The sequence below is a fragment of the Sinorhizobium sp. 6-70 genome (genome assembly GCF_030124375.1).
Taxonomy (GTDB): domain Bacteria; phylum Pseudomonadota; class Alphaproteobacteria; order Rhizobiales; family Rhizobiaceae; genus Sinorhizobium.
In genome coordinates this window covers 87,984-108,504 of the sequence record NZ_JASKLS010000012.1, presented here as the reverse complement: position 1 = coordinate 108,504, position 20,521 = coordinate 87,984, and the positions used below count along the sequence as shown (strand labels likewise).

General features: G+C 61.9%; 18 protein-coding genes. 5 read left to right on the top strand and 13 right to left on the bottom strand.

Annotated elements, in window-relative coordinates; genetic code table 11:
* Window positions 1–23: 23 nt before the first annotated feature.
* Window positions 24–935, bottom strand: coding sequence for a LysR substrate-binding domain-containing protein (locus tag QN222_RS22050; RefSeq protein WP_283961778.1), 912 nt, complete (start codon window positions 933–935; stop codon window positions 24–26).
* Between the two features lie 113 nt (window positions 936–1,048).
* Between QN222_RS22050 and QN222_RS22045 the strand changes: the two genes are divergently transcribed.
* The 4 genes from QN222_RS22045 (at window position 1,049) to QN222_RS22030 (ending at window position 7,181) form a co-directional block, all read left to right on the top strand.
* Complete coding sequence (locus tag QN222_RS22045; protein WP_283961779.1) at window positions 1,049–2,179, top strand: iron-containing alcohol dehydrogenase; 1,131 nt, start codon at window positions 1,049–1,051, stop codon at window positions 2,177–2,179.
* A gap of 1 nt (window position 2,180) precedes the next feature.
* Window positions 2,181–3,680, top strand: coding sequence for an aldehyde dehydrogenase (locus QN222_RS22040; protein WP_283961780.1), 1,500 nt, complete (start codon window positions 2,181–2,183; stop codon window positions 3,678–3,680).
* 29 nt (window positions 3,681–3,709) lie between these two features.
* On the top strand, window positions 3,710–4,834 hold the full coding sequence (locus QN222_RS22035; protein ID WP_283961781.1) for a mandelate racemase/muconate lactonizing enzyme family protein: 1,125 nt from the start codon (window positions 3,710–3,712) through the stop codon (window positions 4,832–4,834).
* A 328-nt stretch (window positions 4,835–5,162) separates the two neighbouring features.
* Window positions 5,163–7,181 (top strand): acyltransferase family protein, encoded by a 2,019-nt coding sequence (locus QN222_RS22030; protein WP_283961782.1) that lies wholly within the window; start codon window positions 5,163–5,165, stop codon window positions 7,179–7,181.
* A 27-nt stretch (window positions 7,182–7,208) separates the two neighbouring features.
* On the opposite strand, the gene QN222_RS22025 is transcribed toward QN222_RS22030, so the two are convergent.
* The 4 genes from QN222_RS22025 to QN222_RS22010 are packed head-to-tail and all read right to left on the bottom strand — an operon-like array spanning window position 7,209 to window position 10,760.
* Window positions 7,209–8,075 (bottom strand): metal ABC transporter permease, encoded by an 867-nt coding sequence (locus QN222_RS22025; protein ID WP_283961783.1) that lies wholly within the window; start codon window positions 8,073–8,075, stop codon window positions 7,209–7,211.
* Complete coding sequence (locus QN222_RS22020) at window positions 8,072–8,932, bottom strand: metal ABC transporter permease (protein WP_283961784.1); 861 nt, start codon at window positions 8,930–8,932, stop codon at window positions 8,072–8,074. Before QN222_RS22020 ends, QN222_RS22025 begins: the two co-directional genes overlap by 4 nt.
* Entirely contained in the window at window positions 8,929–9,858 is a 930-nt protein-coding gene (locus tag QN222_RS22015; protein ID WP_283961785.1) for a manganese/iron ABC transporter ATP-binding protein, read from the bottom strand. Before QN222_RS22015 ends, QN222_RS22020 begins: the two co-directional genes overlap by 4 nt.
* On the bottom strand, window positions 9,855–10,760 hold the full coding sequence (locus QN222_RS22010; RefSeq protein WP_283961786.1) for a metal ABC transporter substrate-binding protein: 906 nt from the start codon (window positions 10,758–10,760) through the stop codon (window positions 9,855–9,857). The genes QN222_RS22015 and QN222_RS22010 overlap by 4 nt, the downstream gene beginning before the upstream one ends.
* A gap of 134 nt (window positions 10,761–10,894) precedes the next feature.
* Here QN222_RS22010 and QN222_RS22005 point away from each other — a divergent pair, with 134 nt between their 5' ends.
* Window positions 10,895–11,323 (top strand): Fur family transcriptional regulator, encoded by a 429-nt coding sequence (locus tag QN222_RS22005; protein ID WP_153436669.1) that lies wholly within the window; start codon window positions 10,895–10,897, stop codon window positions 11,321–11,323.
* Window positions 11,324–11,330: 7 nt separating this feature from the next.
* On the opposite strand, the gene QN222_RS22000 is transcribed toward QN222_RS22005, so the two are convergent.
* The 8 genes from QN222_RS22000 to QN222_RS21965 form a co-directional block, all read right to left on the bottom strand.
* Window positions 11,331–12,248 (bottom strand): DMT family transporter, encoded by a 918-nt coding sequence (locus QN222_RS22000; RefSeq protein ID WP_283961787.1) that lies wholly within the window; start codon window positions 12,246–12,248, stop codon window positions 11,331–11,333.
* Between the two features lie 175 nt (window positions 12,249–12,423).
* Window positions 12,424–13,896, bottom strand: coding sequence for a nucleobase:cation symporter-2 family protein (locus QN222_RS21995; RefSeq protein ID WP_283961788.1), 1,473 nt, complete (start codon window positions 13,894–13,896; stop codon window positions 12,424–12,426).
* Window positions 13,897–14,330: 434 nt separating this feature from the next.
* Complete coding sequence (locus QN222_RS21990; RefSeq protein WP_283961789.1) at window positions 14,331–16,055, bottom strand: ABC transporter substrate-binding protein; 1,725 nt, start codon at window positions 16,053–16,055, stop codon at window positions 14,331–14,333.
* 81 nt (window positions 16,056–16,136) lie between these two features.
* Entirely contained in the window at window positions 16,137–16,556 is a 420-nt protein-coding gene (locus QN222_RS21985; RefSeq protein ID WP_283961790.1) for a DUF2160 domain-containing protein, read from the bottom strand.
* The gene (locus QN222_RS21980) at window positions 16,556–17,380 is read right to left on the bottom strand and encodes a carbohydrate ABC transporter permease (protein ID WP_153436663.1); all 825 of its coding nucleotides are present in this window, start codon (window positions 17,378–17,380) and stop codon (window positions 16,556–16,558) included. Before QN222_RS21980 ends, QN222_RS21985 begins: the two co-directional genes overlap by 1 nt.
* Window positions 17,381–17,400: 20 nt before the next feature.
* The gene (locus QN222_RS21975; RefSeq protein ID WP_283961791.1) at window positions 17,401–18,267 is read right to left on the bottom strand and encodes a sugar ABC transporter permease; all 867 of its coding nucleotides are present in this window, start codon (window positions 18,265–18,267) and stop codon (window positions 17,401–17,403) included.
* A gap of 3 nt (window positions 18,268–18,270) precedes the next feature.
* Window positions 18,271–19,341: an ABC transporter ATP-binding protein gene (locus QN222_RS21970; RefSeq protein WP_283961792.1), complete on the bottom strand. Its 1,071-nt coding sequence runs from the start codon at window positions 19,339–19,341 to the stop codon at window positions 18,271–18,273.
* 20 nt (window positions 19,342–19,361) lie between these two features.
* Window positions 19,362–20,432 (bottom strand): ABC transporter ATP-binding protein, encoded by a 1,071-nt coding sequence (locus QN222_RS21965; RefSeq protein WP_283961793.1) that lies wholly within the window; start codon window positions 20,430–20,432, stop codon window positions 19,362–19,364.
* Window positions 20,433–20,521 lie beyond the last annotated feature (89 nt).

Genomic DNA, 20,521 nt, shown 5'->3' with positions numbered 1-20,521 from the left:
ACTATCCTGGATCGGCGCGCCGTTCATGCCGGCCTGCTCAGCGCTGCGTGGAGGCGGAGCACCTCGTCTGTCGATGGCCGGTTGCGCGGCAACCCGAGATAATAGCCGTAACCGGAGGCAAGACTGCGTTGGCCGAGCATTGCCAGGCGGCCATCCCTGAGGTGTTCCCGCACCAGGCCGAGGCTGCCGAGCGCCACGCCGTCGCCGCGCAAAGCCGCATCGATCGCCATCACATAGGTTGAAAACGTATATTTGGGGCGCGGCTTTGCCCCGTGCCGGGAAGGCTCGATCCGCTCGAACCATTTCTGGAACGAGATCCAGTGGGCGTTGAAGCGATCGTAGTCGATGAGGTCGAGCGTTGCGATGGTCTCGGGTGGCAGTTCGGCGGCATCGAGGCCCCTGGCGGCGAGATAGTCGGGCGAGGCGACCGGCGCCAACTCCTCGGCCATCAACAGGGTCAGCGACCAGCGCGGGTGATCTCCGGTGGAATAGAGGATGACGAGGTCGTTGTTTTCCGAGGCAAGCTCGGAGGGGCTGTCCGTCGTCAAGAGGCGGATCGAGATGCCCGGGTTCTCCTTGCCGAATTCGCGCAATCGCGTGCCGAGCCAGAGATGGGAGACCGAGCCGCTGGCGGCGATCGAGATCGTCTGGCCGGAGGCACCGCGGAAAGGTTCGAGGCTTTCCTCGAGATAGTCGAGCGAGGCGCGTACCCGCTGAAAAAGCCGCTCGCCCTGCGGTGTCAACTCCAGGTTCTTGCCGCGACGGCTGAAGAGCGGGCTGCCCAGATGATCCTCAAGCGTCTTGATGCGCCGGCTGACGGCCGCCTGGGTGATGTTGAGCTCGCGACCGGCGCGGGAAAAGTTCATGTGCCGGCTCGCGGCATCGAAGACGCGGAAGGCCTCCAGCGGAATGCGATCGAGCAGACGGTTTTCCATGACTTCAGGTTATCAAAAAGGCCGAAAATTCACCGGATTTGAAAATATCAGATCGTGTTGCAGGGTAAAGCCGCGACGCAGGCCAGCCGGGAGCACGACCTTTGCAGTTTTCCATGTCTTTCATTCCGGAAATCCGTTTCGGAGAGAATATTCATCAGACCCTTGCCCTCGCCGCAAGGACGTTTGGCGCGCAACGCGCGATCATCGTTATCGATGTCTTTCTCGCGCAGTCCGGTTTGAGCGAATGTGTCACGAAAACCCTTGAGCAGGAGGGAATCAGCACCCGCATCTTCTCGGAATTTACCGGGGAGCCGAAGCTTGCCCACCTGCGTGCGGCGCTTGAAATGGCGACGGGCTGCGATCTCGTGATCGGCATCGGCGGCGGTTCGGCGCTCGATATCGCCAAGATCGTCGCCTGTTGCGCGGACTCTGGCCGGGACCCGATGCACTACGCGCTCGCCGCCAATCCGTTGCCGAAAAACCCCTTGAAGAAGATCCTGGTGCCGACGACAGCCGGCACCGGATCGGAGACCTCCGCCACCAACATCTTCTCGGGGCCGGAAGGCAAGAAGCTCTGGATCTGGGGGGCGGAGACTAAGGCCGATCTGGTGCTGCTCGATCCGTCCCTGACGACGACACTGCCCGCCAATCTCACTGCCTGGTGTGGGCTCGATGCGTTCGTCCACGCTTTCGAAGCGGCGACCAATCGCAACACGCACGGCGGCGCCCAGTTTTATGCCCACGAGGCGCTGCGGCTGATCACCGGCGCCCTGGAGACGGCGGTGAAGGAGCCCGGCAATCTGGAGGTGCGCGGCAAGGTGCTGCTCGGCTCCTGCTATGCTGGGATCGCCATCGACAATTGCGGCACGGCGATCGCGCATAACATCAGCCATGCGTTGGCCGGGCTTGCGCCGGTGCATCACGGGCTCGCGACGGCACTTGCCTTCGAGGCGACGATCAGCTGGCTCGTCGAGGCGAACACGCCCGACCTCGGCCGTGCCGCACGGGCCTGCGGCGTCGAAGAGGTGACAGATCTTCCTGCCTTCGTCTCCGACCTGATGGACCGCTGCGGCGTCTCGCGCGCTCTACCGAGTGCATTCAACGCTTTCGAGACCGACGATCTCGCCCGCGAGATGAAGGCTCCGGAAAACCAGCCGATGCGTCGGTCGACGATCCGCGACGTGACGGATGCCGATATCGACCGTTTTGCGGCGACGATGATGGCGCTCGCGAAAGGGCGATGAGATGACGAAGGAATATACGCGCGCCTATTGGGAGAGCCTGCTTGCCGACCTGAAGCCCGAGGGCCGGCATTTCATCGACGGCGCGCATAGAGCCTCCGCATCCGGCGCCACCTTCACGCGCATCCGGCCGATGGACGGAAAGCCGGGCGCCAAGCTCGCCCGTGGTGACGCCGCCGATGTCGATATTGCGGTCGCGGCTGCCCGCGCCGCCTTCGAGGGTGGCATCTGGCGCAAAAAGGAGCCGCTGGAAAAAAAGAAGATCATGCTAAAATGGGCGGATCTCATCCGGCGGCATGGCGAGGAGCTTGCGCTGCTGGAAACGCTCGATGTCGGCAAGCCGATCATGGCGTCTCTTAACGTCGATGTCCATCTCGCGGCCGACGGCGTCCAGTATTACGGCGAGACGATCGACAAGCTCTATGACGAGATCGCGCCGACCGGCCCGAACGCGCGCGCCCTGGTGCGGAAGGTGCCGCTCGGCGTCATCGGCGCGATCACGCCATGGAACTATCCGCTGATCATCGACGCCTGGAAGCTCGGGCCGGCGATCGCCGCCGGCAATTCGGTCGTGCTGAAACCGGCCGAACAGTCATCGCTCTCGGCCATCCGGCTCGCGGAACTCGCACTGGAGGCCGGGCTTCCGGCGGGTGTGTTCAACGTCGTCACCGGATACGGCGAGGAAGCCGGCAAGCCGCTGGCGCGGCACATGGATGTCGACATGATCGCCTTCACCGGCTCGACCGAGGTCGGCAAGCTGATCATGGGCTATGCGGCGCAATCGAACGTCAAGCGGGTCGCGCTGGAACTGGGCGGCAAGTCGCCGCTCGTCGTCTTCGAGGATGCCGATCTCGATGCGGCAGCGAGCGCCGTCGCCTGGGGCTGCTTCTACAATTCCGGCGAAACCTGCCACGCATCGACGCGTCTGATCGTCCAGCGCTCGGTGCAGGAGACGCTGATCGAAAGGATCGAGGCGGTGACCAGGCGTGAGATCACCCTCGGCCATCCGCTCGATCCTTCGGCGCAGATCGGCGCGCTGATCGAGGAGGAGCACATGAACAAGGTGCTTTCGATCATCGGCGCCGGCGAGAAGGAAGGCGGTCGCCGTGCCTTCGGCGCCGAACGGGTGATGGGCGAAACCGGCGGCTATTATGTTTCGCCCGGCGTCTTCGTCGATGTGACCAACGAAATGACGCTCGCGCGCCAGGAAATCTTCGGGCCGGTGCTCGCCGCCATCCCTTTCGACACGGAAGAGGAGGCGTTGAGGATCGCCAACGACACGATCTACGGGCTGGCTGGCGCCGTCTTCACCCGAGACATGGACCGGGCCCATCGCTTCTCCGAGGCGATCCACGCGGGCACGGTGTGGATCAACACCTATGACATGTCGAACTTCGCCACGCCCTTCGGCGGCTTCAAGCAATCCGGCTTCGGCCGCGACCGTTCGGTGCATGCGATCGACAAGTATTGCGACTACAAGACCATCTGGCAGCAGTTCGATTAGGGTTTTCGCAGGAGAGGGAGGACGGCGCCATGAGCAGGATTGTTTCCATCGAGATCACCCACCACCGTCTGCCGCTCGATCCGCCGTTCAAGGCAAGCTGGGACGGGCAGCCGCGCAAGCACTTCGATGCGACGATAGTCCGGGTGCGCGACGACGAGGGCCGCGAGGGGATCGGCTCCGGCGACCTGATGGAGGGCTTCGAGGGCCATGAAGAGCTCTTCATCGGCGAGGATCCGCGCCATGTCGAACGGCACTACGAGGTGCTGTCGCATATCAGTTTCCACTACGGCCGCTGCTGGCCGATGGATCTGGCGCTCTGGGACTTGTCCGGCAAGATCACGGGCGAACCCGTCTGGCGCATGCTTGGCGGGCGGGCGGACCGCGTCCGTCTCTACGCCTCGTCGGGCGTTCTTCGTGATGCCGGCGCGATGGCGGCACAGGCCGAAAGCTATCTTGAGGAGGGTTTTCCGGCGATGAAGGTGCGCTTTACCTCCTCCGCAGGTGGCCGCGACGGCTGGCGGGAGGACGTGCGGGCGCTGGAGGCGATCCGAGCGCGGGTCGGCGACCGGCTGGAACTGATGGTCGACTGCAATCAGGGCTGGCGCATGCCCTGGGATACGACGCTCGCCTGGACCTTCAAGGATGCGCTGGCAGTTGCGAGAGAGCTGGAGCGGCTCGGTGTCTACTGGATGGAGGAGCCGCTCCATCGCTCCGACCGGAAAGGCATGAGGCGGTTGAGCGATGCGACGTCCGTCCGTATCGCCGGCGGAGAGATGACGCGCGAGCTTTACGAGTTCCGCGACATCATCGAAGAGCGAGCCTTCGACGTGATCCAGCCGGACGTGGCGCTGGTTGGCGGCATCACCGGATGCCGCAGGCTTGCCTGGCAGGCGCGCGAGGCGGGCGTGATGTTCACGCCGCACTCCTGGACCAACGGCATCGGCGTGCTGGCGAACGCACACCTGACCGCGGGCGTCGGCGAAGCACCCTGGCTCGAATACCCGTACGACAATCCGGAGTGGAGCGAAGCGCGTCGCGACTTTCCGATGGCAGCGCCACTGACACACGCGAAGGGTTGGCTCGAACTTGGCGAGGCGCCGGGTCTTGGCATCGTACTCGACGATGAGAGATTGAAGGAGACACGGATCGGTTGAAGCATCGCCGACCTGCACTTCACTCATACCAAAATCGCACAACCATTCGAGGCGTGCGGCCGCCGTCGCACACCAGTACTCTGTTGTTGCGGAGGCCCGTTAACTATCAACCTTTGTGACACCTAACGCCCAAAGTGATCTGCATCTCCGGAACTTCCCCGTCTTGGCATTGTTTGGCTCGGCATTTTAAAACTGTTATGTAAGCTTGGACTAATTCAATCCTGAGAGTGACGCAGTTTGGCGATCGCAAGAAAAATCTTTGAAGGCGTTTCGAGACTCTGTCGAGGCTGCTTTGGCATCCCGACCTGACTATCGGGGCCGATCTGACGTGACAGTCGAGCCGAATATTCGCGCCGTACCGCGGCGCGATGACATTCAGGGCCTGCGGGCAGTCGGCGCGCTTCTGGTCGCGATATATCACATATGGATCGGCCGGGTGTCCGGGGGGGTCGATGTGTTCTTCATCGTCTCCGGCTACCTGCTCATTGGGTCGCTGGCGCGCCAGGCGGAAGCCGGGCATCGCGTGGACCTCGTCCTCTTTACCACCAAATTGGCCCGTCGGCTTCTGCCCTCGTCCTTTTTGGTGCTTGCTGTGATCGCGACGTCGGCGCCTTTTTGGCTACCGAGAATGCAATGGCAAACCGTCATGCAACAGATTGCGGCCAGTTCTGTCTATCTTGAGAATTGGTTACTGGCGACTGCGGCGATCGATTATCTTGCACGAGACGAAGTGGCGAGCCCGGTCCAGCACTACTGGGCGATGGCCACCCAGGTCCAATGCCTGCTGATTTTGGCAGCGGCTGTTGCCCTATTTGCCTTGATCAGGCGTCGGCCGTCGCGCATCGACCTGTTGGTGTTTCTGACAACTGTATTCGCGCTATCGTTGGCCTACTCGGTCTACAGCACGTCCCGAAACCAGGCATTCGCCTACTACGACACCTTTGCACGGATCTGGGAATTCGCGCTTGGCGGGATCACTCGGCTAGCGTTGCCCGCTATCATCTTGTCGCCAACGCTGCGGACCATCGGCGGATGGATTGGTTTGGCAGCTATTTTGAGTTGTGGCATCCTGCTTGAGATTTCGACTGTTTTTCCCGGCTACGCCGCGCTCTGGCCGACGCTCGCCGCCGCAGCGATCCTTGTTTGCGGCGATGGTCCGCCGTTACGGTTCGGCGTCGCCAGATTGCTGGCCGCGCGACCGCTGGTTTGGCTTGGAGACATATCCTATTTTTTATATCTCTGGCACTGGCCAATCCTCGTCTTCTATCTCACCTATTCGTATCAAACCTCGGCCGGTCCAATAGAGGGTACGGTCGTCCTGTTCGTCTCTATCGTCCTTTCCCATGCTACGACGCGAATGCTCGATGGACGTTTTCCCGGACGGAAAAATGATGACCGGCCTTTGCAAACGGCGTTCGGAGCGATCATTGCTCTTGCCGTGATAGCTGCGGGACTATTCGTCTGGAGAGGCGAGGCTGCTCGGAGCATGGCCGAGGAGCGGTTGCGTGTCGCGGATCCCGCGCGTTACCCCGGTGCGGCTATCAAGGGGCTCGCGGCGGGTTCGAGTGATATCCCCGTCCATCCTGGACCAATGACCGCAAGGTGGGACGATGCGGACGTATATCGCGACGGCTGCCATCAGTCGCTGCTGGGCATCGCCTTGCTCAGTTGCCGCTATGGACCGGGAGGCGCAACCCACACTTTGGCGCTCGTTGGCGGTTCGCACAGCGTGCATTGGCTACCGGCACTGCAGGGCGTCTTGCAGCGGTATCCGGACTGGAAAATCGTCACCTACACCAAGAGCAGTTGCGTCCTGAGTTCGCAGGAGTCGTCCGAGGTGCCCGCATATCGCGACGCCTGCACCAAGTGGAACGAACTGCTGATGGCAAGATTGTTGGCGACAAAGCCGAATCTGATTTTCACCACATCCACGCGGGTGATCGATGGCATCGAGGAAGTGCCCGCCGGTTATCAACGGCAATGGGAGAAGCTGGCGGTGGCGGGAATTCCTGTCGTGGCGATGCGCGACACGCCCTGGTTTGGCTTTGACGTGCCCGAGTGCGTGGAAATCAATGGCCGCTTCTCGCCGAAATGCGCTGTGGAGCGGGATTCGGTGCTCGCTCCGATCAATCCGACACGCGCGGTGTCCTTCAAGGAAAACCTGCATTTCCTGGACTTTTCCGATTATTTCTGCACCGCAGAAATGTGCCCCGCAGTCATTGGCAATGTGCAGGTCTATTATGACAAGCATCACGTAACGGCGACGTATATGCGCACATTGAGCGAAGAGCTTGCTCGTCAGCTTGCCCCGCTAATGCGCGATGCGAAACCCTTGGCGCAGAAATGAACGTCACGCTCAAAGGGCGACCGTGTATTAGTCGTGAGAGCGCTGGGGGCTTGAATCCAACGAGCTCGCCAGGCGTGCCGTTCTCCAGGTGGAATAGGCGAAGGCGGCGAGGAAGATCACCGTCATCAGCATCACGATGGTCGGGGCAGGGGCGCTGTCGATGAAGAAGGACAGGTAGACCCCGGCAAACGAGGCGACGACGGCGACGAGTACCGCAACGATCAGCATGCCACCGAATGTGCGCGTCAGCAGGAAGGCGATCGCGCCCGGCGCGATCAGCATGGCGATCGCGAGAATGAGGCCGACGGCCTTCAGCGCGCCGACGATCGTCAGCGACAGGATCGCAAGCAGCCCGTAGTGCAGCCATCCGACCGGCAGCCCGACGGCGCGCGCCTGGGCGGGGTCGAAGGCGTGCAGCAGCAGGTCACGCCACTTGAGGCCGAGGATGCCGGCGGCAAGGAGCGCAATCAGGCCCGTTTCCAGAATGTCGCCCCAGCCGATGCCGAGCATGTCGCCGAAAAGGATGTGGTCGAGATGCACGTCGCTCTGGATCTTGGTGTAGAGCACAAGGCCGAAACCGAACATGCCGGAAAAGACGATGCCCATCACCGTGTCCTGCTTGATGCGGCTGTTTTCCTTGAGATAGCCGGTCAGGAGGGCGCAGCACATGCCCGCGGCAAAGGCGCCGACGGCGAGCGGCAGGCCGACGATGTAGGAGATGACGACGCCCGGAAAGACCGCATGCGAGATCGCGTCGCCCATCAGCGACCAGCCCTTCAGCACGAGGAAGCAGGAGAGCATTGCCGTCGGGATTGCGACCAGGACCGAGATCAGCAGCGCATTGCGCATGAACTCGAATTCGAAGACGGCGAGAAGCATGTCGAGCGAGATCATCGTGCGACCTCCAGTGCCTCGGAGGCGCGGCGACGGGCGGCGATGAGCCCATGCTTCGGAGCGAAGACAAAGGCGAGGAGGAAGATCAGCGTCTGCAGCACGATGATGATGCCGCCAGTCGCGCCGTCAAGGAAATAGCTGGCATAGGCGCCGGCAAAGCTCGTCAGTGCGCCGATGGCGATGCTGATCGCGATCAGCTTCGGGAAGCGGTCCGTGAGCAGGTAGGCGGTCGCCCCGGGCGTTACGACCATGGCGATGACGAGAAACGCGCCGACGGTCTGAAGCGCGGCGACCGTAGATGCCGAGAGCAACGTGAAGAACAGCACCTTCAGGAATGTCGTTTTGATGCCGATCGAGCGGGCGTGACTCTCGTCGAAGAAGGTGACCATCAGGTCCTTCCATTTCGCGAAGAGGATCACCAGCGAGACGACGCCGATGATCGCGAGCTGCAGCGTGTCGGCCGGCGTGATGGCAAGGATGTTGCCGAGCACGATCGTCTGGATGTTCACCGAGGTCGGCGACAGCGACACCATGAAGAGGCCGAGGCCGAAGAAGGAGGTGAAAATCAGCCCGATGATCGTGTCCTCCTTCAGCCGCGTGCGCTGGTTCAGGAACAGCATGGCGGCTGCGGCAAGCGCGCCGGAAAAGAAGGCGCCGAGCGAAAAAGGAAGCCCCAGCATATAGGCCCCGGCGACACCCGGCACGATCGAGTGAGAAAGCGCGTCGCCGATCAGCGACCAGCCCTTGAGCATGAGATAAGCCGAGAGGAAGGCGCAGACGGCGCCGACCAGTGCGCTGACCCACATGGCGTTCAGCATGTACCCGTATGTGAACGGCTCGACGAGGATGGCGATCATTCGGTGTCCGCCTCGGTCTCGGGCTTTGCCGGCTGCGTCACCATCCGCCCCTGCGCGCCGTACATGACGAGCGGACGCTCGTCGTCGGTGATGACGGCAAGCTGGCGCGGGTCGGCGTCGTCGTGCAGATTTTCGCCGCCGAGCACGAAATGGCGCAGCACGCCGCCGAAGGCCAGCTCGAGGTTCTCGCGGGTAAATGTGGTTGTCGTTGGTCCGTAGGCGAGCACCGTGTTCTTCAGGAGTACCGTGCGATCGCAGAATTCCGGCACGCTGCCGAGATTGTGGGTGGAGACGAGCATTACCCGTCCCTCGTCGCGCAGGCCGATCAACAGGCGGATGATCGCGTCCTCGGTCTTGACGTCGACGCCGGTAAAGGGCTCGTCGAGCAGGATGACGCGGCCGTCCTGGGCCAGCGCCCGGGCGAGGAAGACGCGTTTCTTCTGGCCGCCGGAAAGCTCGCCGATCTGGCGCTTGCGGAAATCGCTCATGCCGACGCGCGCAAGTGCAGTGTCGACCGCGTCATGATCCGCCTTCTTCGGGATCCGAAGCATGTTCATGTGGCCGTAACGGCCCATCATCACCACGTCCTCGACGAGAACCGGGAAGTTCCAGTCGACTTCCTCGGCCTGGGGCACATAAGCAACGAGGTTTCTCTTCAGCGCCGCCGATACGGAAAGGCCGAGGATCGAGATTTCGCCCTGCGCCAAGCGGACGAAGCCCATGATCGCCTTGAACAGGGTCGACTTGCCGCTGCCGTTGACGCCGACGAGCGCTGCGATCGTCCCGGTCGGGATCTCAAAGGAGGCGTCACGGAGCGCCCGGTGACCGGTGCGATAGGTCACCGTCGCGCCGCGAACGCGGATGCCGCCACCCTCGTCCTCTGAAGTCGGCGCCGGCCTGGCGCGCTCCTTTACCTGAAGGTTCATTGCGAAAGACCTTTCGCGATCGTTTCGGAGGTGACACGCAGGAGATCGATATAGGTCGGAACCGGACCATCGGCCTCGCTCAAGGAATCGACATAGAGCACACCACCATATTTCACGCCGGTTTCCCGTGCCACCTGTTCTGCCGGATCCGGCGAGATCGTGCTCTCGGAAAAGACCACCGGAATGTTGTTGGCACGCACCGCGTCGATCACCTTGCGCACCTGCTGCGGCGTGCCCTGCTGGTCGGCATTGATCGGCCAGAGATAGAGTTCCTTCATGCCGAAGTCGCGGATCAGGTAGCTGAAGGCACCCTCGCTCGAGACGAGCCAGCGCTTTTCCGCCGGGATCTTCTCGAGCTCCGCCCGGATCGGCGCGATGGCCGCCTCGATCTTCTGTTTATAGGCCTCGGCATTCGCCTTGTAGGTCTCGGCGTTCTGGGGGTCGAATTTCACGAATGCATCGCGGATGTTGTCGACATAGATCAGCGCTGCCGAGGGCGACATCCAGGCATGTGGGTTCGGCTTGCCGGTATAGGGCCCCTCCGCGATCCCCATCGGCTCGACCCCTTCGGAGACGACGACGCCCGGAACCTCATCGAAGTTCTGGAAGAATTTTTCGAACCAGAGTTCGAGGTTCAGCCCGTTCCAGAGGATGAGCTTGGCGTCGTGGGCTTTGAGGATATCGCGCGGCGTCGGCTGGTAGTTGTGGATCTCTGCGCCAGGTTTGGTGATCGATTCGACGATTGCCGCGTCGCCCGCAACGTTCTGCGCCATGTCGGCAATGACCGTGAAAGTGGTGACCGCCTTGAATTTTTCCTGGGCCAGCGCCGCGCCGGGGACGAAGGAAAAGGCAGCCGCCGCTGCTGCCGCCGTCAAAATCATGCGCCTCGTGCGATCGACCATTCATTACTCCTCAGGGCCAGCCTCGATGTAGTCCGGTCCTATGGGTAGGCGAATGACCTGCATAAGTCAATGCAAATGAGAACCATTTGCAACTAGCTATTTTCAAACAGGTCGCCCTTGGCTAGTGTCGCCAGATGAGACAAAGCAAGAATCGGATCAAGGAACTGGAAGGAATCCTGCGGGACGGCGGCGTGCGCGTTACTCGCCAACGCGCTGCAATCCTTAAGATTCTGGCCGAGGCCGAGGACCATCCCGATGCTAGCGAATTGCACCGGCGCGCGAAGGAAATCGATGCGACCGTGTCGCTTTCGACCGTTTACCGGACACTGTCTGCGCTGGAGCAGCAGGGGGTCGTGCAGCGGCATGCGTTCGAGAATGCAACCGCTCGATTCGAGACGGCGGACGCGCCGCATCACGACCATCTGATCGACATCGATACAGGTGCCGTGATCGAATTCAGGTCCGACAAGATCGAACAATTGCAGGCGGAGATCGCCGCCGAACTCGGCTATGACCTGGTGCGCCACCGGCTGGAGCTCTATTGCCGGAAGCGCAAGGACTGACCGGGGATCACGCTTTGGCTGCGGTCGCCGCCGCGCGCTTCCGCGCCGGCATTGTCATAGCGGCGACGCCGGCGATAACGCAGCAGAGGCCGATCCACGCAGTCGTCGGTAGAGTTTCGCCGAGGAACAGGACTCCGATGGCAACGCCGATCGGAACGCGGACATAGGCCTGTGCCGTCGTGCCGACGGATCCGAGCGTGTGGATCAGGCGGAAATAGATAACGAAGGCGAGCGCCGTCGAAAAGGCTGACAGGCAGACGAGCGCGATCAGCGATTCGGGCGAGGGGTTGAGCGTCCAGGGCCGATCGACGATCAGGCTCGCCGGGACGAGCAGGACAGCGCCGGCGAGAAGCGACCCCGCGGCGGGTATGATCGGATCCAGCCCCCTGAAACTTTTGCCGAAGATCGCCGCGCCGGCATAGCAAATGGTTGCAAGAACAACGGCAAGCTGCGGGACCAACTGATCGCCGATGCCGCGAAAGGCTTCGAGCCCAATGATCAGGCTGATGCCGGTGAGGCCGGCAATGACGCCCACGAATTTCCGGGCGGTAACGGGCTCGTGCCGGGTGATCAGGGCCGTCAAAAGGAAGGCGAAGATGGGTGTGGTGGAATTAAGGATCACTGCCACCCCGGCGTCGATCGTCCGCTCGGCCCAGGCAATCAGCGTGAAGGGAAAGACGCTGTTGAGGCAAGCCTGGAACAGAAACCGCCTCAAGGTGGCCGTGTCACGGGGCAACGAAAGGCCGCGCCATCCGATCACTGCCAGAAGAATCGCGCCGGCGAGCAGCGTGCGCGCGGCAATCAGCGTCACCGGTGGAATGGTTTCGACGCCGAGCTTGATGAAGGTGTAGGAGGCGCCCCAGAGTGTGGCAAGCGCGAGAAGAAGCAAGAGTTCGAAGGCGATGTTTGTCTTGGCCGCGGTCATCAATCCAGTCCTTGAAGCGAGTCCATGCCGTCCTTCTAACATCGTCGGACGACGGATGCTTCGGTCCCGATCGAAATGTGATGCATCTGCGGGAGAGATTTCCCCGAGACGGGGAAATCTTTTCACGACAGCGCCGTGCGTGCGATAAGACGCACGGCGCTGTCGGTGCGGACGGTCAGTGCGCTTCCGAAGCGATCACGGGCACCTCGATGCCCTTTGCGTCGTAGAGCTTGCCGTTGAGGAAATAGTCGCCATCGTGCAGCCGCGCGATGTCCTGATACCGGAGCGTCCGCTCCGTTCCGGCAACGAACACCGATTGCTGGTCGGAGTTTCCGACCGTCAGATGGTTGAAGATCAGGTTGAGGCTGATTGCCATCAGCGCGGCCGAGCTGATGCCGGAGTGGAAGATCGTCGCGACCCAGGCCGGAAAATGCTCGTAGAAGCCGGGAGAGGCGATCGGGATCATGCCGAAGCCGATGGCCGTGGCGACGATGACCAGGTTCATATTGTTGTTGTAGTCGACCTTGGACAGGGTGCGGATGCCGCTTGCCGCGACCGTGCCGAAGAGCACGATGCCGGCGCCGCCGAGCACGGCGCTTGGAACCGCCGCGACAACGCGGCCCATGACGGGCAACAGGCCGAGCGCCACGAGAAACATGCCACCCGTCGCCACCACGTAGCGGCTCTTCACGCCGGTGACGGCCACCAGCCCGACATTCTGGGCAAAGGCGCTCTGGGTGAAGGAGCCGAAGACCGGTGCGATGAGGCTGGACAGCATGTCCGCCCTGAGGCCATCGCCGAGGCGGCGCGAGTCCACTTTCGTTTCAATGATTTCGCCGACGGCAAGGATATCCGCTGACGTCTCGACCAGCGTCACCATGATGACGATGAACATCGAGACGACCGCTGCGATCTCGAAGGTCGGATAGCCGAAATGGAACATCGTCGGAAGGGAGAAAAGCGGCCCCTCGGTCACCTTCGTGAAATCGGTCATGCCGGCGAAATAGGCGATGACGGTGCCGATGATCAGCGCGATCAGGATCGACAGCCTTGAGATCGACGCGCTGCCGAGCTTGCTGAGCAGGAGCACGATCACGAGCGTCGCCGCTGCGAGCTGGATGTTGGCCGGGCTGCCGAAGTCCGGCGCAGCACTGTTGCCTCCCATGGCCCAGCGCGCGGCGACGGGCATCAGCGTCAAGCCGATGGTGGTGATCACGATGCCCGTGACGAGCGGTGGGAAGAAACGCGTGATCCGCGAGAAGACGGGCGTGATCAGAAGGCCGATCAGTGACGCGGCCATGACGGCGCCGAGCACGGCCTCGATACCGCCATTGCCGGAAATGGCAATCATCGTCGCAACACCAGAGAACGAAACGCCCTGGACCAGCGGCAACCGGCTTCCGAAAAACGGCAGGCCGATGGTCTGCAGGATGGTGGCGAGGCCGCCGGCGAAAAGGGAGGCGGTGATCAGCAGGCCGACGTCGGTGGAGGTGAGGCCTGCCGCCTGGCCGAGGATCAGCGGTACGGCGACGATGCCGCCGTACATCGTCAGGACATGTTGCAGGCCATAGGCCAGATTGGCACCGATGCCGAGATTCTCATCTTCCGGCCGCATATGTCGTACAGTTTCGTCTGCATTGTTTGCCAAGGTAATCTCCTCCAATACCTTTGCATGTATTCCCGCCTCGTCATGAGGCAGGTGGCAAACTATGGCAGCGACGATGACGCATTACCTTATTGAAAAAGGGGAAACAGTTTTCAATCGATCAACGGTAATACGGTCGATCGGCAGCGTTTCGACCGCCTATGTTATCCATTCGGTTGCGGATACTTGATATTGCAAGGACGGGGCACGGCCCGACTTGAACCGGATGCAAGGCTCGCTGCTCCTTCAAGCGAAAACCGGAGCTGTTGCCAGCCCCGGCGCCGCATCTCCAGACGTCGTGGTGCCGCCGATGATTTCGGAGGGCACCTACAGCGCCGCGCGTCTTACCAGACGGCGCTGTAGCACTTTGAATTGCTGCATGTTTTTATCCTTAAATCGGCTGCGATTTAAGGAAACATGCAGTAGCCTTGGGAGGCTTAGTTCGTCTGCCAGCTCTTGACCAGTTCGTCGTAGTTGACGGTCATCGGCTTTTCCTTCTCGTTCTCGACCTTCAGCTGCGGAGCGAGGTTGCCGGCCTTGACGGCCTCCGCGTTCCAGAATTCGAGGTCGTGCTCTTCGGCGAGCTTCGGACCGATGTCGCCCTGGATACCGGCGCGCTCGAGGCGCTGCAGCACCTTTTCCTGCTCGGCGCAAAGCGAGTCCATGGCTTCCTGGGCGGTCTTTGCGCCGGAGGAGGCATCGCCGATCGCCTGCCACCAGAGCTGAGCCAGCTTCGGATAGTCAGGCACGTTCGTGCCGGTCGGCGACCACTGCAGGCGGGCCGGCGAGCGGTAGAACTCGACCAGGCCGCCGAGCTTCGGTGCGCGCTCGGTAAAGCTCTGATGATCGAGCGTCGACTGGCGGATGAAGGTGAGACCGACATGGCTCTTCTTCACGTCCACGGTCTTGGAGGTCACGAACTGCGCGTAGAGCCACGCGGCCTTGGCGCGGTCGTCCGGAGTGGACTTCAGGATCGTCCAGGAACCGGCGTCCTGATAGCCGAGCTTCATGCCGTCCTTCCAGTAGACGCCGTGCGGGCTCGGGGCAAAACGCCACTTCGGCGTGCCGTCCTCGTTCACCACCGGCAGGCCTTGCTTCACGAAGTCTGCGGTGAACGCCGTATAGGTGAACATTTGCTGGGCGATCTCACCCTGCGACGGAACCGGACCGGATTCCGAGAAGGTCATGCCCTGGGCAGCAGCCGGAGCATAGGCCTTCAGCCAGTCGAGATACTTCTGGATGGCATAGACCGACGCCGGGCCGTTGGTGTCGCCGCCGCGCGCAACGCAGGATCCGACGGGACGCGAGTTCTCGTCGACTCGGATGCCCCACTCGTCGACCGGCTTGCCGTTCGGGATGCCCTTGTCACCGTTGCCGGCCATCGACAGCCAGGCGTCAGTGAACCGCCAACCGAGGGACGGGTCCTTCTTGCCGTAATCCATGTGGCCGTAGACCTTCTTGCCGTCGATCTCGCGGCCATTGAAGAACTCGGCGATGTCCTCGTAGGCCGACCAGTTTACCGGAACGCCGAGGTCGTAGCCGTACTTGGCCTTGAACTCTTCCTGGATCTTCGGATCGTTGAACCAGTCATAGCGGAACCAATAGAGGTTCGCGAACTGCTGGTCGGGAAGCTGGTAGAGCTTGCCGTCCGGAGCGGTGGTGAAGGACTTGCCGATGAAGTCGTCGATGTCGAGGTTGGGGTTGGTGACGTCCTTGCCCTCATTCGCCATGAAATCGGTCAGGCTGCGGGCCTGCTGGTAGCGCCAATGGGTACCGATCAGATCCGAGTCGTTGATGTAGGCGTCATAGACGTTTTCACCGGACTGCATCTGCGTCTGCAGCTTCTCGACGACGTCGCCTTCACCGATCAGGTCGTGTGTGATCTTGATGCCCGTGATGTCGGAGAAGGCCTTGGCGAGGGTCTTCGACTCGTATTCATGGGTGGTGATCGTTTCGGAGACGACCTTGATGTCCATGCCGGCAAAGGGCTTGGCTGCATCGATGAACCATTGCATTTCCGCTTCCTGGGCGGCGCGGTCGAGTGACGAGAGGTCGCCGATTTCCTTGTCCAGGAACGCCTTTGCCTCATCCATGCCGGCATAGGCCGACCCGGTGAGAGCCAGCAGCATTGCTGCCGTCGTCGTTAGAAGATGCCGTCGCATAATTTCCTCCCTTGGGTTTTGCGATTGCAGTTCATTGCAGTTTCGAGGGGCGCGCCGTCGATGCGCCCCCCATTGCGTTTCTCAGACGTAGCGGAAAACGCCGATGGCATAGACCACGGAGAGCGCCACCGCCCACCAGAGGTTTGTGCCGACGAGCCCCAGCCAGCCGAGATGAATAAAGGCGGATCCGAGCAGCGAGACGAAAAGCCGGTCGCCGCGCGTCGTCTCGAAGCGCAGGATGCCGACGCGCGGGTTGCCTCCGGGCCGGGCATATTCCCAGACGGCCATCAGCGACAGCAGCGTGAAGATCGTCAGAAAGAACATGGCGGTCGGGAAGGACCAGGCCATCCAGCCGCCGGGGATCAGCGGGGCGAACCAGTCGCGTTCGCCGTCCTTGAGCGGCAGGGCGGAAACGAGCAGGCCGGCGGCTACGACATAGACGACGAGCACGGCGACAAGTGCGACGGGCCAGCGGTTCTTGCGCATGGCGATGGTTTCCATCAGACCCTCCCCAGGGCGAAGCCCTTGGCGATGTAGTTGCGAACGAAATAGATGACGAGCGCGCCGGGGATGATCGTCAGAACGCCGGCGGCGGCAAGCACGCCCCAGTCGAGACCGGAGGCGGAAACCGTGCGGGTCATTGTCGCGGCGATCGGCTTGGCATCGGTGGTCGTCAGCGTACGGGCGATCAGCAGTTCGACCCAGGAGAACATGAAGCAGAAGAAGGCGGCGACGCCGATGCCGGATGCGATCAGCGGCACGAAGATTTTTACGAAGAAGCGCGGGAAGGAGTAGCCGTCGATATAGGCCGTCTCGTCGATCTCCTTCGGCACGCCCGACATGAAGCCTTCGAGGATCCAGACCGCCAGCGGCACGTTGAAGAGGCAATGGGCGATCGCGACCGCGATATGCGTGTCGATCAGGCCGAAGGCGGAATAAAGCTGGAAGAAAGGCAGCGCGAAAACGGCCGGCGGCGCCATCCGGTTCGTCAGCAGCCAGAAGAACAGATGCTTGTCTCCGAGGAAGCGGTAGCGCGAGAAGGCGTAGGCCGCCGGCAGCGCCACGGAGACCGAGATCACCGTGTTCATCACCACGTAGGTGATCGAATTGATGTAGCCGTTGTACCATGAGGGATCGGTGAAGATCACCCGGTAGTTCCTGAGCGTCGGGTTCTGCGGCCAGAGCGAGAAGGTGCTGAGAATCTCGCCCGTCTCCTTGAAGCTCATGTTGACCAGCCAGTAGATCGGCAGGAGCAGGAAGACGATGTAGATCGTCGGCACCAGCCAGGAGAGGCGTTGCGAGAGCGGTTGAGTGTTGGTTTTCATAATGTCTCCTCCCTCCTTTCTCAGCCTTGCGCGTCGCTGGTGGTCATCACCGTGTAGAAGATCCACGAGAGCAGCAGGATGATGAGGAAGTAGATGATCGAGAGGGCTGCCGCCGGACCGAGGTCGAACTGGCCGATCGCCATCTTGACGAGATCGATCGACAGGAAGGTCGTCGAATTACCCGGACCGCCGCCGGTGACGACGAAGGGTTCTGTATAGATCATGAAACTGTCCATGAAGCGCAGCAGGAAGGCGATCAGGAGCACGCGCTTCATCTTCGGCAGCTGGATGTAGCGGAAGACGGACCACCGCGACGCGCCGTCGATCTTGGCCGCCTGGTAGTAGGCGTCCGGGATCGAGACGAGGCCGGCATAGCAGAGGAGCACGACGAGGCTCGTCCAGTGCCAGACGTCCATGACGATCAGCGTCACCCAGGCGTCGATCGGGTTCTGCACATAGTTGTAGTTGATGCCGAGCGATGCGAGCGTGCGTCCGAGCAGGCCGATATCGACACGGCCGAAGACCTGCCAGATGGTGCCGACGACGTTCCACGGAATGAGCAGCGGCAGCGCCATCAGCACCAGGCAGATCGGGACGCCGATGCCCTTCTTCGGCATGTTGAGTGCGATCACGATGCCGAGCGGAATCTGGATCGTCAGGATGATCGCCGAGAAGATCAGGTTGCGGGTGAGCGCATCCCAGAAGCGGTCGGATTCAAGTGTCTCCAGGAACCAGTCGGTGCCGGCCCAGAAGAACTCGTTGTTGCCGAAAGTGTCCTGCACCGAATAGTTGACGACCGTCATCAGCGGGATCACCGCGGAGAAGGCGACGAGCACCAGCACCGGCAGGACCATGAACCAGGCCTTGTTGTTCCAGGTTTTTTCCATGGTTCAGGCCTCCTCTCCGACGCGCCAGGAATCTGCGTAGACATTGATTGCCTTCGGATCGAAGGTGACGCGCGGTTCGGCGGGAATTTCGCCGTCCTCGTCGACGACGATCGAGATCGGCCGGTCGGCAAAGCGGGCCCGGACGATCTTGCGGCGTCCGATGTCCTCGACCTTGGTGATCATGACCGGCATGCCTTCGCGCCCAAGCATGATGAACTCCGGGCGGATGCCAAGTTCGGTCTTGGCACCGGGCGTAACCTTCGGCTGGAAATTCAAGGCGATGCTCTCGTTGCCTACCGCCGCCTTGCTGCCTTCGATCGTCGCCGGCAGGACGTTCATACCCGGCGAGCCGATGAAATAACCGACGAAGGTATGGCGCGGGCGCTCGAAGAGTTCGGCCGGCGTGCCGATCTGGACGATCTGGCCGTCATACATGACGACGACCTTGTCGGCGAAGGTCAGCGCCTCGGTCTGGTCGTGCGTGACATAGACCATGGTGAAGCCGAACTGCTTGTGCAGCCGCTTGATCTGGGAGCGCAGCACCCACTTCATCTCGGGGTCGATGACGGTCAGCGGCTCGTCGAAGAGGATGGCGCTGACGTCCGAGCGCACCAGACCGCGGCCGAGCGAGATCTTCTGCTTCTGGTCGGCGGTCAATCTCCGGGCCGTCTTCTTCGCCCATCCGCCGAGGCCTGTCATCTCGATGATCTCCTTGACGCGCCGGTCGACCTCCGCCTCCGGCACGTGCCGGTTGCGCAGCGGGAAGGCGAGATTGTCGTAAACCGTCATCGTGTCGTAGATCACCGGGAACTGGAACACCTGGGCGATGTTGCGTTCCTGGGTGGATAGATTAGTGACATCGTGGCCATCGAAGAGAATGCGGCCTTCGGACGGATTGATGAGGCCGGAAATGATGTTGAGAAGCGTGGTCTTGCCGCATCCGGAAGGACCGAGCAGCGCATAGGCGCCGCCGTCGTTCCACTCGTGGTGCACTTCCCTCAGGGCGTAGTCCGCTTCCGACTTCGGCTTGGCGCCGTAGGCGTGGCGGATGTGTTCAAGATTGATTCGTGCCATTTTCTCCTCCCAGCGCTGCCTCAGGCCGTGCCGCCGATCGCGCGACCGTCCGGCCCAAAGACCATCAGGTGGCGTATATCGACAAAGACCTGAAGAACCGCGTCCGGTTCGATGTCGTGAATGCCGGGCGCGAGCATGACCCAGCGCGCGCCGGCGAAGCCGACGTGAATGAAGCTCTCCGAACCTGCGATCTCAGAGATCGCCGTCTTGACGGTCAGCGCATTGCCGTTGCCGTTTGGCGCATCGAAAGAAAGGTGGTGCGGCTGGAAGGCGACCGTGCAGGGGCCGTCGGGAACGGCCGAAAGGTGGGCCGGGACGGTAAGCACCGGCTTTCCATCGAGCGTGAAATTGGCTCCCGTTTTCACGAGCTCGATCGTATTCAGCGGCGGGTCGGCGAAAGTGCGCGCGGTGACAATGTCGATCGGGCGGCGATAGACATCGATGGTGCGGCCGAACTGGGTGATGCGGCCCTCGCTCAGGGTGGCGGTATTGCCGCCGAGCAGCAAGGCCTCCGACGGCTCCGTCGTTGCATAAACGAAGATTGCGCCGGAGGCGGAGAAGATCTTCGGCAATTCCTCGCGCAGTTCCTCGCGCAGCTTGTAGTCGAGATTGGCCAGCGGTTCGTCGAGCAGCACCAGATCGGCGTTCTTGACGATCGCACGCGCAAGCGCGGTACGCTGCTGCTGGCCGCCGGAAAGGTTCAAGGGCGTGCGGTCTAGATAGGGGGTGAGCTTCAGGAGTTCGGCAGCCTTGCGCACTTCCCGATCGACGGTTGCGCTATCGGCGCCCTTGATGCGCATCGGAGAGGCGATGTTGTCGTAGACCGTCATCGCCGGATAGTTGATGAACTGCTGGTAGACCATGGCGACGGAGCGTTGCTGCACCGGCAGGCCGGTGACGTCGGCGCCATCGAAGCGAAGCGATCCGGAGGCAGGCTTGTCGAGACCGGCCATCAGCCGCATCAACGACGTCTTGCCGGAGAGCGTGGGGCCGAGCAGCACATTCAGCGACCCCCTCTCCAGCACAAGGTCGGTCGGGTGGATATGCGTCTCCCCGCCCACGACCTTGGATATGTTCTTCATTTCAAGCATTGAATTCTCCGGTGTTCCACCCAGCCATCGGCAGTCTCAAATTGCAGGCTATCAGAGCGGGACGCGGAAAAGGGCTTCGGTTTTCCGCC